Below are 13,233 nucleotides of genomic sequence, written 5' to 3'. Positions count from 1 at the left end.
GGAGCGGCGCGGCAAAAGCCGAGGGCCCATGCCCGAGCAGGCATGGACCCTTGATGACCGGCTCTGATCACCGTCCGTTCGGACGTGGATCAGACTCCGAGCAGATCGACCACGAAGATCAGCGTCGAGCCGGGCGGGATCGCCGGGGTCGGGCTCTGGTCGCCGTAGGCGAGGTGCGCCGGGATGGTCAGCTGGCGGCGCCCGCCGACCTTCATGCCCTGCACGCCCTTGTCCCAGCCCGCGATGACACGGCCGCCGCCGAGCGGGAAGCGGAACGGCGCACCGCGGTTCCAGCTGGCGTCGAACTCCTCGCCCGTGCTGAAGGTCACGCCCACGTAGTGGACGGTCACGGTCTGACCGGCCTCGGCCACCGGGCCGTCGCCCTCCCAGATGTCCTTGATCTCGAGGTCCGCCGGCGGCTCGCCGCCCGGGAAGTCGACCTCGGGCTTGTCGATGCTCACGTGTTCAGCTCCTGCTTGTGTACGGAAAGGCAACGGGCCAAGTCTTACATCACCGAGGGGTCACATCTTCGCCAGGATGTCGACGGAGAAGACCAGCGTGGAGTCCTTCTCGATGCCGCTGCCCTGCGGCGGGTTGTCGCCGTACCCCAGGTCCGGCGGGATGACGATGAGAACGCGGCTGCCGACCTTCTTGCCGGTCAGACCCTGCGACCAGCCCTTGACGACCTGCTGGAGCGAGAACGACGTCAGCTGCTTCCTGGCGTACGTGGAGTCGAACTCCTTGCCGCCGTCCCACACCACACCCTTGTACTGCACGAGCACACTGTCCTGGGCGCCGACCTCGGGTCCGTCGCCCTCCAGGACGTACTCGGCCACGAGCTTCTTCGGCGCGTCGGCCTTGGGCACCTCGATCGAGGGCGCCTTGCCGTCGGTGTTGGTGCCCACCTGGGGCAGGGCCGCGTCGTCCTGGGGGACCTTCTCGCCCTTGGCGGAGCTGTTGGCGTTGAAGGTGTCCTGGACGTCGACCACGAACACCAGGGTGTCGGTGCCCTTGATGCCCGCCTCCTCGTTGCCCTGCTGGCCGTAACCCCAGGTGGGGGGCACGGAGAACTGGACCCGGCTGCCGGTCTTCCGGCCCGCGAGCGCGTACCGCCAGCCCTCGATGATGCTGCCCTGGGCGAGCTGGATGACCAGCGGCGTCTTGCGGTCGTAGGAGTTGTCGAAGACCTTGGCGCTGCTCCAGATCTGGCCGAGGTAGTTGGCGATCACGAAGTCGTTCTCGGCGACCGCCTTGCCGCCGCCGGCGATGACGGTCTTCACCGCGAGGTCCTTGGAGGGGTCGCCGCTGCCCTTGGCCACGATCGGCTTCTCGCCGAACTTCGTGCCCGCGGTGATCGCCGGCAGCGGGCCGTCGACGATCTTCGGGGACGGTGGTGCCGACGTGCCCGAGGCCTCGGGCGAGGCGCTCTCGCCGGTGCTGCTCGAACCGGAGTCGTCGTCGCCGCACGCGGCGAGTGTGACCAGTCCGGCGGGGACGGCGATGAGGAGTGAGCGTCGGCGCACGGTGGGGGCCTCGTAATCGGTGTCGGGTCGATCCTGCGGGACGGGGTGCGCGCAACTCTACGACGCGAGAAGGGCACCGTACGGTTAACGTACGGTGCCCGTGTGGCGTTCCGCTGGCTCCCGCGGGGTGCCCGCCTCGCCCTCGTCCGGCCTACATCCCGGCGATCAGCTTCTCCACCCGGTCGTCCACGGAGCGGAACGGGTCCTTGCACAACACGGTGCGCTGCGCCTGGTCGTTGAGCTTGAGGTGGACCCAGTCGACGGTGAAGTCCCGGCGCTGCTCCTGGGCCCGCCGGATGAAGTCGCCGCGCAGCCGGGCCCGAGTGGTCTGCGGCGGGACCGACTTGCCCTCGAAGATCTTCAAGTCGTTGGCGACCCGGGCCGCCTGGCCCTTCTTCTCGAGCAGGTAGTACAGCCCACGACGCCGGTGGATGTCGTGGTAGGCGAGGTCTATCTGCGCCACCCGGGGGTGCGACATGGTCATGTTGTGCTTGGCCCGGTACCGCTCCAGGAGCTTGTACTTCATGACCCAGTCGATCTCGGTGCCGATGCGGTCGAGGTCCTCGGCCTCGATCGCGTCCAGCGTGCGGCCCCACAGCTCCAGCACCCGCTCGACGGTGCCGGTCCGGATGCCGCGGCGCTCGCAGAAGTCCACGGCCTTCTCGTAGTACTCCCGCTGCACCTCCAGCGCCGACGCCTCCCGGCCGCTGGCCAGGCGCACCTTGCGCCGGCCGGTGATGTCATGGCTGACCTCGCGGATCGCCCGGATCGGGTTCTCCAGGGTCAGGTCGCGCATCACCGTGCCCGCCTCGATCATGCGCAGCACCAGGTCGGTGGCGCCGACCTTGAGCAGCATGGTCGTCTCGGACATGTTGGAGTCACCCACGATGACGTGCAGCCGCCGGTAGCGCTCGGCGTCCGCGTGCGGCTCGTCGCGGGTGTTGATGATCGGACGGGAGCGGGTGGTCGCGGAGGAGACGCCCTCCCAGATGTGCTCGGCCCGCTGGCTGACGCAGTACACCGCACCGCGCGGCGTCTGCAGCACCTTGCCGGCCCCGCACAGCAGCTGCCTGGTCACCAGGAACGGAATGAGGATGTCCGCGAGGCGGGAAAACTCCCCGTGCCGGGCCACCAGGTAGTTCTCGTGGCATCCGTAGGAGTTTCCCGCGGAGTCGGTGTTGTTCTTGAAGAGGTAGACGTCGCCCGCGATTCCCTCCTCGTGCAGGCGTCGTTCGGCGTCCACCAGGAGTCCTTCGAGAATGCGCTCGCCCGCTTTGTCGTGGGTGACGAGCTCGATCACGTTGTCACATTCGGGTGTGGCGTATTCCGGATGCGATCCCACGTCGAGATAGAGGCGGGCGCCGTTGCGCAGGAAGACATTGCTGCTGCGGCCCCATGACACGACACGGCGGAAGAGGTACCGCGCCACCTCGTCAGGCGACAGGCGGCGCTGTCCCCTGAACGTGCACGTGACGCCGTACTCGTTCTCCAGCCCGAAAATGCGGCGGTCCATGACTGAACATTACGCCTGATGACCCGAACTGAAACGGGGTTCGACGGCACGGTTTGGATCATTTTCCGATGAAGCCGCAACCACCGCCTGCCGGGCGGGAACTGCGAGGACCCGCCCGGTGCACGCCAGGACGAGCAGCGAGACGACCCCGGCCGCCCCGGGCAGGGCGAAGCCCCACACCGCCCCGCCGTGCTCGACCACCGGCCCCGCGAGGCCCGTCCCCACCGACGCGCCCACGGTGAAGGTCGTCACCAGCCAGGAGAAGGCCTCCGTCACCGTGCCCCGCGGCGCGTGCCGGTCGACCAGGACGAACGCGCAGGCGATGCACGGCGCGAGGAAGACACCGGCGACCACCGTGAGCAGCACCATGGCGACCGCGCCGGGCATCAGCAGCAGCGGCAGGTAACACACCGCCAGCAGCGCCACCAGCACCCGCAGTCGCCGCGCCGGGTCACCGGTCCACTGCCGGGCCCCGTACACCGCCCCGCCCACGAGCGCGCCGAGCCCCAGCGCGGCCATCAGCCAGCCGTAGACCGCGTCCCCGCCGTGCGTGTCCGCATAGGACACCGAAGCCACCGTGATGGACCCCAGCGCCATCCCGACGAACAGGAAGGCACCCAGCAGCGCCAGCAACCCGGACGAGCGCAACGCGCCCAGCCAGTGCGCCTCGCGCGGCGCCGACCGCCACGCGCGCGAAGGCGGCGAGACCACCACGGACAGCGCGCCGAGCACACCCACCGCGTTCAGCACGAGCAGGGCCACCAGCGGCGACCACAGCGACACGCACACCGTCACCAGCAGCGGCCCGACGGTGAACATGACCTCCTGCGCGATGGCGTCCATGGCGTACGCCGTGTGCACCTGGCCCTCCTTGCCGAGCACGCTGGGCCACAGCGCCCGCAGCCCGCCCTCCAGCGGCGGTGTGAACAGCCCCGACACCCCGACCGCCGCACAGGCGAGCCAGGCCGTCCCGGTACCGACGAAGGCGAACACCCCCATGGCGAGACCCGAGACCACGGCGGCCGGCAACTGCACCCGCGGCTGCCCGTGCAGGTCCACCAGCCGCCCCAGCACGGGCTGGCCGACGGCGTTGGCCACCCCGTACACGGCGGCCAGTGCTCCCGCGAGGCTGTACGTGCCGCCCTCGGCCCGCACGAACAGCACGATCGCGATCGCCGCGGTGGCGTTGGGCAGCCGCCCCACCAGCGTGCCGACGAGCAGCCGCACGGCGTGCCGCGCCCGGAGGATGTCCAGGTAACCGGCGACCACGGCCGCCCCCCTTCCCAGGAACCCGCGAGGCCCTGCCCCAAGCAGGTTTTACGTATAACTACCTGTGCCATACGTACCATGTCGCCTGTCCACGAGTCCAGACGAACAAGTCCAGACGAACCAGTCCACACGAAAGCGCAGGCGCACGGTGGCACGAGGCAGCACCCGCCCGACCAGCCGGGACGTCGCCCAGGCCGCGGGCGTCTCCCAGGCCGCGGTCTCCCTGGTGCTCGGCGACAAGTGGCGCGGCCGCGTCTCCGAACCCACCGCCCAGCGCGTCCGCGAGGCCGCCGCCGAACTGGGCTACCGCCCCAACCTCGCCGCCCGCAACCTCCGCCTCGGCCGCACCCGCACCGTCCTCCTGGTCGTCCCCGCACTCACCACGGAGTTCTTCGCGGAGGTCTACACGGGCGCCGCACGGGTCGCCGCCGAACACGGCTTCGGCGTGGTGCTCTACCCCTCCCCCGAAGGCGTGGGCCCGGCCAGGGACCCCTTCGCCTCCGCCCCGGCGGCCCTGGACGGCGTCATCGCCTCGTCCATGGCGGCCGACGCGCTCACCGCGATCCGCGGCGACCAACTGCCGCTGGTGATGCTGGACAGCGACCCGCAGGGCAGCCTGGGGGCCGCGACCGTCAACCTGGACATCGCCGACGGCATCCGCCAGGTCACCGAACACCTGGTGTCCCTCGGGCACCGCCGCTTCCTCCACCTGGCGGCCGACGTACCGTCCTGGACCTTCGAGATCCGCGCCCGGGAACTGGCCGCACGCCTGTCCACCGTCACCGGCACCGAACTCCGCACCGCGCACGCCCCCATCTCCATCGAGGGCGCCCTGGCCGCCACGCAGGCCGCTCTGACGACGCCGGGCCCCCGGCCCACGGCGCTCGTCTGCGACGACGACAAACTGGCCGTCGGCGCCTACAAGGCAGCCCGGCGTGCCGGACTACGCGTCCCCGACGACCTCTCGATCACCGGCCTGGACGACCTCGGCCTGGCCACCGCCGTCGACCCCGAGCTGACCACCGTCCGCCTGGACGCCGAGCTGTTCGGCGAGCGCGGAATGCGGGCCCTGCTGGCGGTGATGGAAGGCCACACCCCCGAGGAGGGGGACATCCCGGTGCACCTGGTGGTACGGGGCTCCACGGCACCGCCACCGGAGAAGAACTGAGCGGCGCCGGGGCCCATGGCACCCGGCGCCGCTCGAAAGGTCTCGCGCAGCGGCAGCCCGCTACTTCTCGCCCTCGTCCCCGCTCTCGTCCTCGTCCGGCAGAGCCAGGTCCTCGGCACCCGCCCCCGCATCCAGCAGCCGCGAGAGCTGACCGCCCACGATGCGCTTGAACTTCCGCTTCTGCGGACGGGTACGGTCCAGCACCGCCACCTCCAGCCGCTCCGCCGGGATCTCCCGCTCGCTGCCATTGGTGTCCCGGGACAGCGCCTGGACCGCGAGCTTCAGCGCCTCGGCCAGCGTCATGTCATCACGGTGCCGCTGATCCAGGTAGCCACTGATCTGCTCGGCGTTGCCACCGACCGCGACCGAGCCGTGCTCGTCCACGATCGAGCCGTCGTGCGGCAGCCGGTAGATCTGATCGCCGTCGGCACTCTCGCCGACCTCCGCGACCACCAACTCCACCTCGTACGGCTTCTCCGCCTGGCTGGAGAAGATGGTGCCCAGCGTCTGGGCGTACACGTTGGCCAGGCCCCGTGCCGTCACGTCATCGCGGTCGTACGTGTAACCGCGCAGATCGGCATAGCGCACGCCGCCGATCCGCAGGTTCTCGTACTCGTTGTACTTGCCGGCGGCCGCGAAACCGATCCGGTCGTAGATCTCGCTGAACTTGTGCAGCGCACGGGACGGGTTCTCGCCGACGAACACGATGCCGTCGGCGTACTGCAGCACGACCAGGCTGCGACCACGGGCGATGCCCTTGCGGGCGTACTCCGCCCGGTCGGCCATCGCCTGCTGGGGTGAGACATAGAACGGCGTCGACACCGGTTATCCATCCCTTTCTGAAGAAGTCACCGCACCACCTGACAACACGACCGACCGCGCCCGCTACAGCAGCGCGGCCCGCGGACCGTCGGGCTGCTCCAGCCGCCGCTCCAGCACCGACCGGGCCAGCTCCGCGGCCTCGTCGTCGCCGAGCCGGCGGAAACCGTCCTCGGTGATCACAGTGATGATCGGGTAGATCCGGCGGGCGACATCGGGACCACCGGTCGCCGAGTCGTCGTCTGCCGCGTCGTACAGCGCCTGGACCACGAGAGTGGTGGCCTGCTCCTCGGTCAGGTCCTCACGGAACAGCTTCTTCATCGCCCCTCGGGCGAAGATCGACCCCGACCCGGTGGTCGCGTAGCTCTGCTCCTCGGAACGCCCACCCGTCACGTCGTACGAGAAGATGCGCCCCCGGCCGCGGTCCACGTCGTACCCGGCGAACAGCGGCACCACCGCCAGCCCCTGCATCGCCATGCCCAGGTTCGAGCGGATCATCGTGGACAGCCGGTTCGCCTTGCCCTCCAGCGACAGCTGCGCACCCTCGACCTTCTCGAAGTGCTCCAGCTCCAGCTGGAACAGCTTCACCATCTCCACCGCCAGACCCGCCGTACCCGCGATACCCACCGCGGAGTACTCGTCGGCCGGGAAGACCTTCTCGATGTCGCGCTGGGCGATCATGTTGCCCATCGTGGCCCGGCGGTCACCGGCCAGGACGACACCGCCCGGGAACGTCACCGCCACGATCGTCGTGCCGTGCGGCGCCTCGACGACCCCCTGCACCGGCGGCAGCTGCCGGTTGCCCGGGAGCAGCTCCGGCTGGTGCTCACCGAGGAAATCCATGAAGGAGGCGGATCCGGGCGTCAGGAAGGCAGCTGGTAGACGCCCGGTGCTACGAGTGTTGGCTTCCACGCGATTCCTTCCACGTAAGCGGCAGCCCGCCTTATGGCATCGGGCCGATCCTTGAACTGCCCCAGCGCTGCGTTGCAGCTGAAGCACAGTACGCCACGGACCCTACCCGTCTCGTGGCAGTGATCCACATGTGCGGCGGGAGCCGCAAGACATATGCAGCAGACGCCGCCCTGGTCGGCGACCAACTGATCGCGCTCAGCTTCGGTGAGGTTGTACTTGCGCTTGAAGTAGCTCGCCCGGTTGCGTTCCGCACGACACTCACGGCAGTAACTCGACCAACCGTCGGAGGTGGTCTTGTTTCGCTCCCACTCGGCGTGCGGCTTTATCTCGCTGCACTGCGGACATCGCTTGTGCCCCGGGGGGACGGGAACCTTGACGCGCACCTTCTTGCCCTTGGCCTCCTGACGCCGCCGGTAGTACTCGGCGGAGCACTCTCGGCAGTACGCCTGGAGACCATCGAACACGGACTTGTTGCTGGCGAACGCCGCCCGCGGCAAGTGTTGCTTACACCGCGAGCAGCGCTTCACCGCCACTTCTTCAATCACTCATCCGCCCCCGATTTCACCTTCACTTCGAAGGTGAAATCACCTCATTCCCCACCCTTCTGCACGAACGACCTCACGAAATCCTCAGCATTCTCTTCGAGTACATCATCGATTTCGTCGAGGACGGAGTCCACATCGTCGTTCAGCTTTTCCTGGCGTTCCTTGAGGTCCTCCGATGCCTGCGCGTCCTGCGCCTGCTCCTCGACCTCCTCGGTGGAACGCGTGGCCTTCTGCTGCCCGCCGCCGGTGTCCTTGGTCGCCATAACCCTCACCCCGCTCGGTTCGCCCGACACAGTTGCTCGGTCAAGATCAGACCCTACAAGCCGGGTCCGACATCGGCCCCGCGTTTCTCCAACGAACGGGGGCCATCTCGATGGTTCCCGGACCGGGTGGCTTTCCACCCTGCCCGGCGGTCTCCTCCGTGTACCCGCTCGCCGCGCCTATTGGCCGGCCAGGACCTTGACCAGGTCTTCCGCGGTCCGGCAGCGGTCCAGGAGCTCCTTGACGTGATTACGCGTTCCGCGAAGCGGTTCCAGGGTTGGCACCCGCTGGAGCGAGTCCCGGCCCGGCAGATCGAAGATCACCGAGTCCCAGGAAGCCGCCGCGACGTCGTCCGCGTACTGCTCCAGGCAGCGTCCGCGGAAGTAGGCGCGCGTGTCCTCCGGCGGCTTCGTACGGGCCCGCTCGACCTCCGACTCGTCCAGCAGCCGCTTGATGCGCCCGCGGTCCACCAGGCGGTTGTAGAGACCCTTGTCGGGCCGTACGTCGGCGTACTGGAGGTCCACGAGGTGCAGGCGGGCCGCGTCCCAGTCCAGGTCGTCGCGGCGCCGGTAGCCCTCCATGAGCTCGCGCTTGGCGACCCAGTCCAGTTCGCCGGCCAGGCTCATCGGGTTGTTCTCGAGCCGGTTGAGGGTGTCCTCCCAGCGGCCCAGGACGTCCTTGGTCTGGTCGTCGGCATCCGCGCCGTAGCGATCCTCGACGTACTTGCGGGCCAGCTCGTAGTACTCCATCTGGAGCTGGACCGCGGTCAGCGTCCGGCCGCTGCGCAGCGTGACCAGGCGCTTCAGCGTCGGGTCGTGCGAGACCTGGTGCAGCGTCCGCACCGGCTGGTCGACGGCCAGGTCGACGGCGATGAAGCCGTCCTCGATCATCGAGAGCACGAGCGCGGTCGTGCCCAGCTTCAGATAGGTCGAGATCTCCGACAGGTTCGCGTCGCCGATGATCACATGGAGGCGCCGGTACTTCTCGGCGTCCGCGTGCGGCTCGTCGCGGGTGTTGATGATGGGCCGCTTCAGCGTCGTCTCCAGGCCGACCTCGACCTCGAAGTAGTCCGCGCGCTGACTGAGCTGGAAGCCGTGCTCGTGCCCGTCCTGGCCGATGCCGACGCGGCCGGCTCCGGTGAAGACCTGGCGGGAGACGAAGAAGGGCGTCAGGTGGCGCACGATGTCCGAGAAGGCGGTCTCCCGCTTCATCAGGTAGTTCTCGTGCGTGCCGTAGGAGGCGCCCTTGTTGTCGGTGTTGTTCTTGTAGAGGTGGATCGGTTGTGCGCCGGGAAGCTGGGCCGCGCGCTCGGCGGCCTCGGCCATGATCCGCTCGCCGGCCTTGTCCCACAGCACGGCGTCGCGCGGGTTGGTGACCTCCGGAGCGCTGTACTCGGGGTGGGCGTGGTCGACGTAGAGCCGTGCCCCGTTGGTGAGGATGACGTTGGCCAGGCCGATGTCCTCGTCGGTGAGCTGGCTGGAGTCGGCGGCCTCGCGGGCGAGGTCGAAGCCTCGCGCGTCCCGCAGCGGGTTCTCCTCCTCGAAGTCCCAGCGGGCCCGGCGGGCCCGGTGCATCGCCGCCGCGTAGGCGTTGACGATCTGGGACGAGGTGAGCATGGCATTGGCGTTCGGGTGGCCGGGGACGGAGATCCCGTACTCCGTCTCGATGCCCATTACTCGCCGTACGGTCATGCGGCCCTCCTTGCCCGGCGGCGCCCGTCCTGGGTGCCGCTCGCGTACCGCTGGCGCTCCGATGCGTGTGCGGTGCCCGTCCCCGCACTGCGCGACTCGGCGGTACGGAAGAGCCTAGAACGCCTTTGCGCTGGTGGGGAGATCATTTGCGGCATTGCCTTGCTCCAGTCGGGGCTCCGGAAAACAGTCGGCTGCGGGTACCCGGTGAGGGCACCCGCAGCCGCCCCGCCTTTTAGAGGTATTGACCGGTGTTCGCCACCGTGTCGATGGAGCGTCCGGTGTCCGCGCCCTGCTTTCCGGTGACGAGCGTACGGATGTACACGATCCGCTCGCCCTTCTTTCCGGAGATGCGGGCCCAGTCGTCCGGGTTGGTGGTGTTGGGCAGGTCCTCGTTCTCCTTGAACTCGTCCACGCAGGCCTGGAGGAGGTGGGAGACGCGGAGGCCCTTCTGGTTCTTGTCGAGGAAGTCCTTGATCGCCATCTTCTTGGCACGGCCCACGATGTTCTCGATCATGGCGCCGGAATTGAAGTCCTTGAAGTAGAGGACTTCCTTGTCACCGTTGGCGTAGGTGACTTCCAGGAAGCGGTTCTCCTCGGATTCGGTGTACATGTGTTCCACCGCCGTCTGGATCATGCTCTGGACGGTGGCCGCCTTGTCCTTCTCGTGTTCCGAGAGGTCGTCGACGTGGAGCGGGAGGCGCTCGGTGAGGTACTTGCCGAAGATGTCCTTGGCCGCCTCGGCGTCCGGACGTTCGATCTTGATCTTCACGTCGAGCCGGCCGGGCCGCAGGATGGCGGGGTCGATCATGTCCTCGCGGTTGGAGGCTCCGATCACGACCACGTTCTGCAGGCCTTCCACACCGTCGATCTCGGCCAGCAGCTGCGGGACGATGGTGTTCTCCACGTCCGAGCTGACACCGGAGCCGCGGGTGCGGAAGAGGGACTCCATCTCGTCGAAGAAGACGATGACGGGGGTGCCCTCGCTGGCCTTCTCACGGGCCCGTTGGAAGACCAGGCGGATCTGCCGCTCGGTCTCACCGACGTACTTGTTGAGAAGCTCCGGGCCCTTGATGTTGAGGAAGAAGCTCTTGCCGGCGGCCTGGCCGGTCACCTCGGCGACCTTCTTGGCCAGTGAGTTGGCGACCGCCTTGGCGATGAGTGTCTTGCCGCATCCGGGGGGCCCGTAGAGCAGGACGCCCTTGGGCGGGCGCAGCTCGTGCTCCTTGAAGAGGTCGGGGTAGAGGTAGGGGAGCTCGACGGCGTCGCGGATCATCTCGATCTGTCCGCCGAGGCCGCCGATCTGCTCGTAGCCGATGTCGGGGACTTCTTCGAGGACGAGTTCCTCGACCTCGCTCTTGGGCACGACCTCGTAGACGTAGCCGGAGCGGGGTTCGAGCAGGAGGGCGTCGCCGGGGCGGATGGTGATGCCCCGCAGCGGCTCGGCGAGCCGCACCACCCTCTCCTCGTCGGTGTGACCGAGCACGAGGGCCCGCTCGCCGTCCTCGAGGATCTCCTTGAGGGTGACGATGTCACCGACGCTCTCGTACTCCATGGCCTCGACCACGTTGAGAGCTTCGTTGAGCATCACTTCCTGGCCGCGTCGGAGCTCCTCGAGCTCGACGCTCGGGCTGACGTTCACCCGGAGTTTGCGGCCGCCGGTGAAGATGTCGGCGGTGCCGTCCTCGTTGGCCTGCAGGAAGACGCCGAAGCCCGCCGGTGGCTGGGCCAGCCGGTCGACCTCCTCCTTGAGGGCCACGATCTGGTCGCGGGCCTCGCGGAGCGTACCGGCGAGTCGCTCGTTCTGGGCGGACACGCCGGCCAGATTGGTCTGCAGTTCGACGATCCGCTCTTCGAGGATCCTCGTGTGCCGCGGAGATTCGGCGAGCTTGCGTCGCAGGACGGCGATCTCCTGCTCAAGGTAGGCCACCTGCCCGGCCGGGTCCTCGGACCCGCGTCCCGGGCGGATGCCGCGGTTCATGTCGTCGTCGTGGGCTGCCACGGTCCTCACCTCCTCCAAGGGGAGCTGGACGCTTCCAGACCCTACCTGGGTGGGTGTCGATTGAAACCCCTAGATCACAAAGACTGTCGGGGTGTGTCCGATCTTCACCCTTGCGCTCTCCCTCACGCCAGGGGAATACCCACCGAACGTGAATGGAACCCAGCCGGAGGTAGGGTCGAAGCGTTCAACACCCGTCAGAGCTGGCCGGATTCCCGAAGGGCTCGACGCAGCAAACGGCAGGAGAGATGAGCGTGCAGCAGGAGGCCGGAGTCCACGGCGAGGCGCTCGAGGTCTGGATCGACCAGGATCTGTGTACCGGTGACGGCATCTGCGCGCAGTACGCGCCCGAGGTGTTCGAGCTGGACATCGATGGTCTGGCCTACGTCAAGGGCGCGGACGACGAGCTTCTCCAGGCCGAGGGGGCGACAACGCCCGTGCCGTTGCCGCTTCTCACCGACGTGGTCGACTCCGTGAAGGAGTGTCCGGGCGAGTGCATCCATGTGCGTCGCGTTTCGGACAGGGTCGAGGTCTACGGCCCAGACACAGAGTGACCGAACCGTTACTCGTTCTGCACGCTGCGTGACCGGCGACGGTCGGGGCGCACCCTGCGTCGCGGGGTCGCCGGTCAGACGGTGCGCGCCTGGGACGGCGTGTCGCGGACGAACGTGCCGTTCTTCCACTGCCACTTCACGTCCTGCGTGACGTCGGGGCAGCAACTGGGCACGTCGGCCGAGGAGTAGCCGAGGAGCGTGGCGCGGACGACACCGGCGCGCACCGTGAAGTCGGTGACCGTCCGTCGGTCCCCGGGGTCGACGAGGGTGGCGACGACGCGGGGCGGGCCGTCGTCGGCGCCGGGCGTGACGACGTACACCCCGTCGGGCGGGGTGCCCATGGGCGCGTCGCAGTGGACGACGGTCACCGTCTCCGGTCGGCCGTCGCCGTCGAGGTCGCCGGAGGCCTTCTTCTGCACCACCGCCTTGACCGGTCCGCACTCCAGGGGGAAGGCGACGGCGGCCGGGTCGGGGGGCGTGCTGTGGGCCGGCGCGTTCTTCTTCTCGGGCACGGCGGTCTGTGCCGCGGTCGCGGCGTCGGGTTGCAGGACCGAGGACAGGGCGACCACCCCGGCGAGGGCCGTGGCGGTGGCGACCCAGTGGATGGGGCGGGTGTGCGTGTGCGACAGGTCCGGAACGGCGGGGTGCTGCACGAGGAGTGTCTCCTGTGAGGGCTGTACCGGCGGGTGTGGCCAGCATCGTGCCACACGTCACAGTGCGGGGGAACGGTGGGGTGGGTACCGGGTGGGGTTGCGCTGTTCCGCGGGTCCTGTCCGGTTCGGTCCACCGGCGCGGCGGTGGGTTTCGTGCGTCCCGTGCCGCGTGGCCCCGGCCCCCGTTCGCGTCGCCTCGGTGGGCCAAGACGACGGCGCCGGGGGGGGGGGGGGGGAGGGGGGGGGGGGAGGGCACCAACAGATGGGGGGGGGGTGGGGGGGGGGGGGGGGGGGGGGGGGGGGAGTGGGGGGGGGGGGGCTACCCCTGA

13 protein-coding genes are annotated in these 13,233 nt (G+C 68.9%); 2 read left to right on the top strand and 11 right to left on the bottom strand.

Annotated elements, in window-relative coordinates; all coding sequences use genetic code 11:
* Nucleotides 1-89: 89 nt before the first annotated feature.
* The 4 genes from AC07FV_RS22190 to AC07FV_RS22175 all read right to left on the bottom strand — a co-directional run bounded on the left by AC07FV_RS22190 (nucleotide 90) and on the right by AC07FV_RS22175 (nucleotide 4,305).
* Complete coding sequence (locus tag AC07FV_RS22190) at nucleotides 90-461, bottom strand: FKBP-type peptidyl-prolyl cis-trans isomerase (protein WP_479089066.1); 372 nt, start codon at nucleotides 459-461, stop codon at nucleotides 90-92.
* Between the two features lie 60 nt (nucleotides 462-521).
* The gene (locus AC07FV_RS22185) at nucleotides 522-1,523 is read right to left on the bottom strand and encodes an FKBP-type peptidyl-prolyl cis-trans isomerase (protein ID WP_479089065.1); all 1,002 of its coding nucleotides are present in this window, start codon (nucleotides 1,521-1,523) and stop codon (nucleotides 522-524) included.
* A gap of 151 nt (nucleotides 1,524-1,674) precedes the next feature.
* On the bottom strand, nucleotides 1,675-3,036 hold the full coding sequence (gene pafA / locus AC07FV_RS22180; RefSeq protein ID WP_052837743.1) for a Pup--protein ligase: 1,362 nt from the start codon (nucleotides 3,034-3,036) through the stop codon (nucleotides 1,675-1,677).
* 9 nt (nucleotides 3,037-3,045) lie between these two features.
* Nucleotides 3,046-4,305: an MFS transporter gene (locus AC07FV_RS22175; protein WP_479089064.1), complete on the bottom strand. Its 1,260-nt coding sequence runs from the start codon at nucleotides 4,303-4,305 to the stop codon at nucleotides 3,046-3,048.
* 148 nt (nucleotides 4,306-4,453) lie between these two features.
* On the opposite strand from AC07FV_RS22175, the gene AC07FV_RS22170 reads away from it, so the two are divergent.
* Nucleotides 4,454-5,473: a LacI family DNA-binding transcriptional regulator gene (locus AC07FV_RS22170; protein WP_479089063.1), complete on the top strand. Its 1,020-nt coding sequence runs from the start codon at nucleotides 4,454-4,456 to the stop codon at nucleotides 5,471-5,473.
* A 60-nt stretch (nucleotides 5,474-5,533) separates the two neighbouring features.
* Here AC07FV_RS22170 and prcA read toward each other — a convergent pair whose 3' ends face one another.
* The 6 genes from prcA to arc all read right to left on the bottom strand — a co-directional run bounded on the left by prcA (nucleotide 5,534) and on the right by arc (nucleotide 11,700).
* Nucleotides 5,534-6,295, bottom strand: a complete 762-nt coding sequence (gene prcA / locus AC07FV_RS22165) for a proteasome subunit alpha (protein WP_458417385.1) — start codon at nucleotides 6,293-6,295, stop codon at nucleotides 5,534-5,536.
* Nucleotides 6,296-6,358: 63 nt separating this feature from the next.
* Nucleotides 6,359-7,204, bottom strand: a complete 846-nt coding sequence (gene prcB / locus AC07FV_RS22160; protein ID WP_479089062.1) for a proteasome subunit beta — start codon at nucleotides 7,202-7,204, stop codon at nucleotides 6,359-6,361.
* Entirely contained in the window at nucleotides 7,156-7,749 is a 594-nt protein-coding gene (locus tag AC07FV_RS22155) for an endonuclease VII domain-containing protein (RefSeq protein ID WP_479089061.1), read from the bottom strand. Before AC07FV_RS22155 ends, prcB begins: the two co-directional genes overlap by 49 nt.
* A gap of 44 nt (nucleotides 7,750-7,793) precedes the next feature.
* Nucleotides 7,794-8,012 carry a ubiquitin-like protein Pup gene (locus AC07FV_RS22150; RefSeq protein WP_043374843.1) on the bottom strand — a complete coding sequence of 73 codons (219 nt, stop codon included), beginning with the start codon at nucleotides 8,010-8,012 and terminating at the stop codon, nucleotides 7,794-7,796.
* Between the two features lie 177 nt (nucleotides 8,013-8,189).
* Entirely contained in the window at nucleotides 8,190-9,701 is a 1,512-nt protein-coding gene (dop, locus tag AC07FV_RS22145) for a depupylase/deamidase Dop (protein WP_479089060.1), read from the bottom strand.
* Nucleotides 9,702-9,933: 232 nt separating this feature from the next.
* Nucleotides 9,934-11,700, bottom strand: coding sequence for a proteasome ATPase (gene arc / locus AC07FV_RS22140; RefSeq protein WP_479089059.1), 1,767 nt, complete (start codon nucleotides 11,698-11,700; stop codon nucleotides 9,934-9,936).
* A 245-nt stretch (nucleotides 11,701-11,945) separates the two neighbouring features.
* Here arc and AC07FV_RS22135 point away from each other — a divergent pair, with 245 nt between their 5' ends.
* Complete coding sequence (locus AC07FV_RS22135) at nucleotides 11,946-12,251, top strand: ferredoxin (protein ID WP_383646248.1); 306 nt, start codon at nucleotides 11,946-11,948, stop codon at nucleotides 12,249-12,251.
* Nucleotides 12,252-12,325: 74 nt separating this feature from the next.
* Here AC07FV_RS22135 and AC07FV_RS22130 read toward each other — a convergent pair whose 3' ends face one another.
* A complete protein-coding gene (locus AC07FV_RS22130; protein WP_479089058.1) occupies nucleotides 12,326-12,904 on the bottom strand; it encodes a hypothetical protein in 579 nt (192 codons plus the stop codon).
* Nucleotides 12,905-13,233 lie beyond the last annotated feature (329 nt).

Source organism: Streptomyces sp. NPDC045956 (assembly GCF_056430705.1).
Note: the sequence above shows the minus strand (reverse complement) of the source record. Positions and strands in the feature narration are given on the sequence as shown.

Bases quoted from the DNA above. Each gene is read 5' to 3' on its own strand.
- pafA (WP_052837743.1), bottom strand. From the start codon at position 3,036: ATGGACCGCCGCATTTTCGGGCTGGAGAACGAGTACGGCGTCACGTGC.
- AC07FV_RS22150 (WP_043374843.1), bottom strand. From the start codon at position 8,012: ATGGCGACCAAGGACACCGGCGGCGGGCAGCAGAAGGCCACGCGTTCC.
- dop (WP_479089060.1), bottom strand. From the start codon at position 9,701: ATGACCGTACGGCGAGTAATGGGCATCGAGACGGAGTACGGGATCTCC.
- AC07FV_RS22135 (WP_383646248.1), top strand. From the start codon at position 11,946: ATGAGCGTGCAGCAGGAGGCCGGAGTCCACGGCGAGGCGCTCGAGGTC.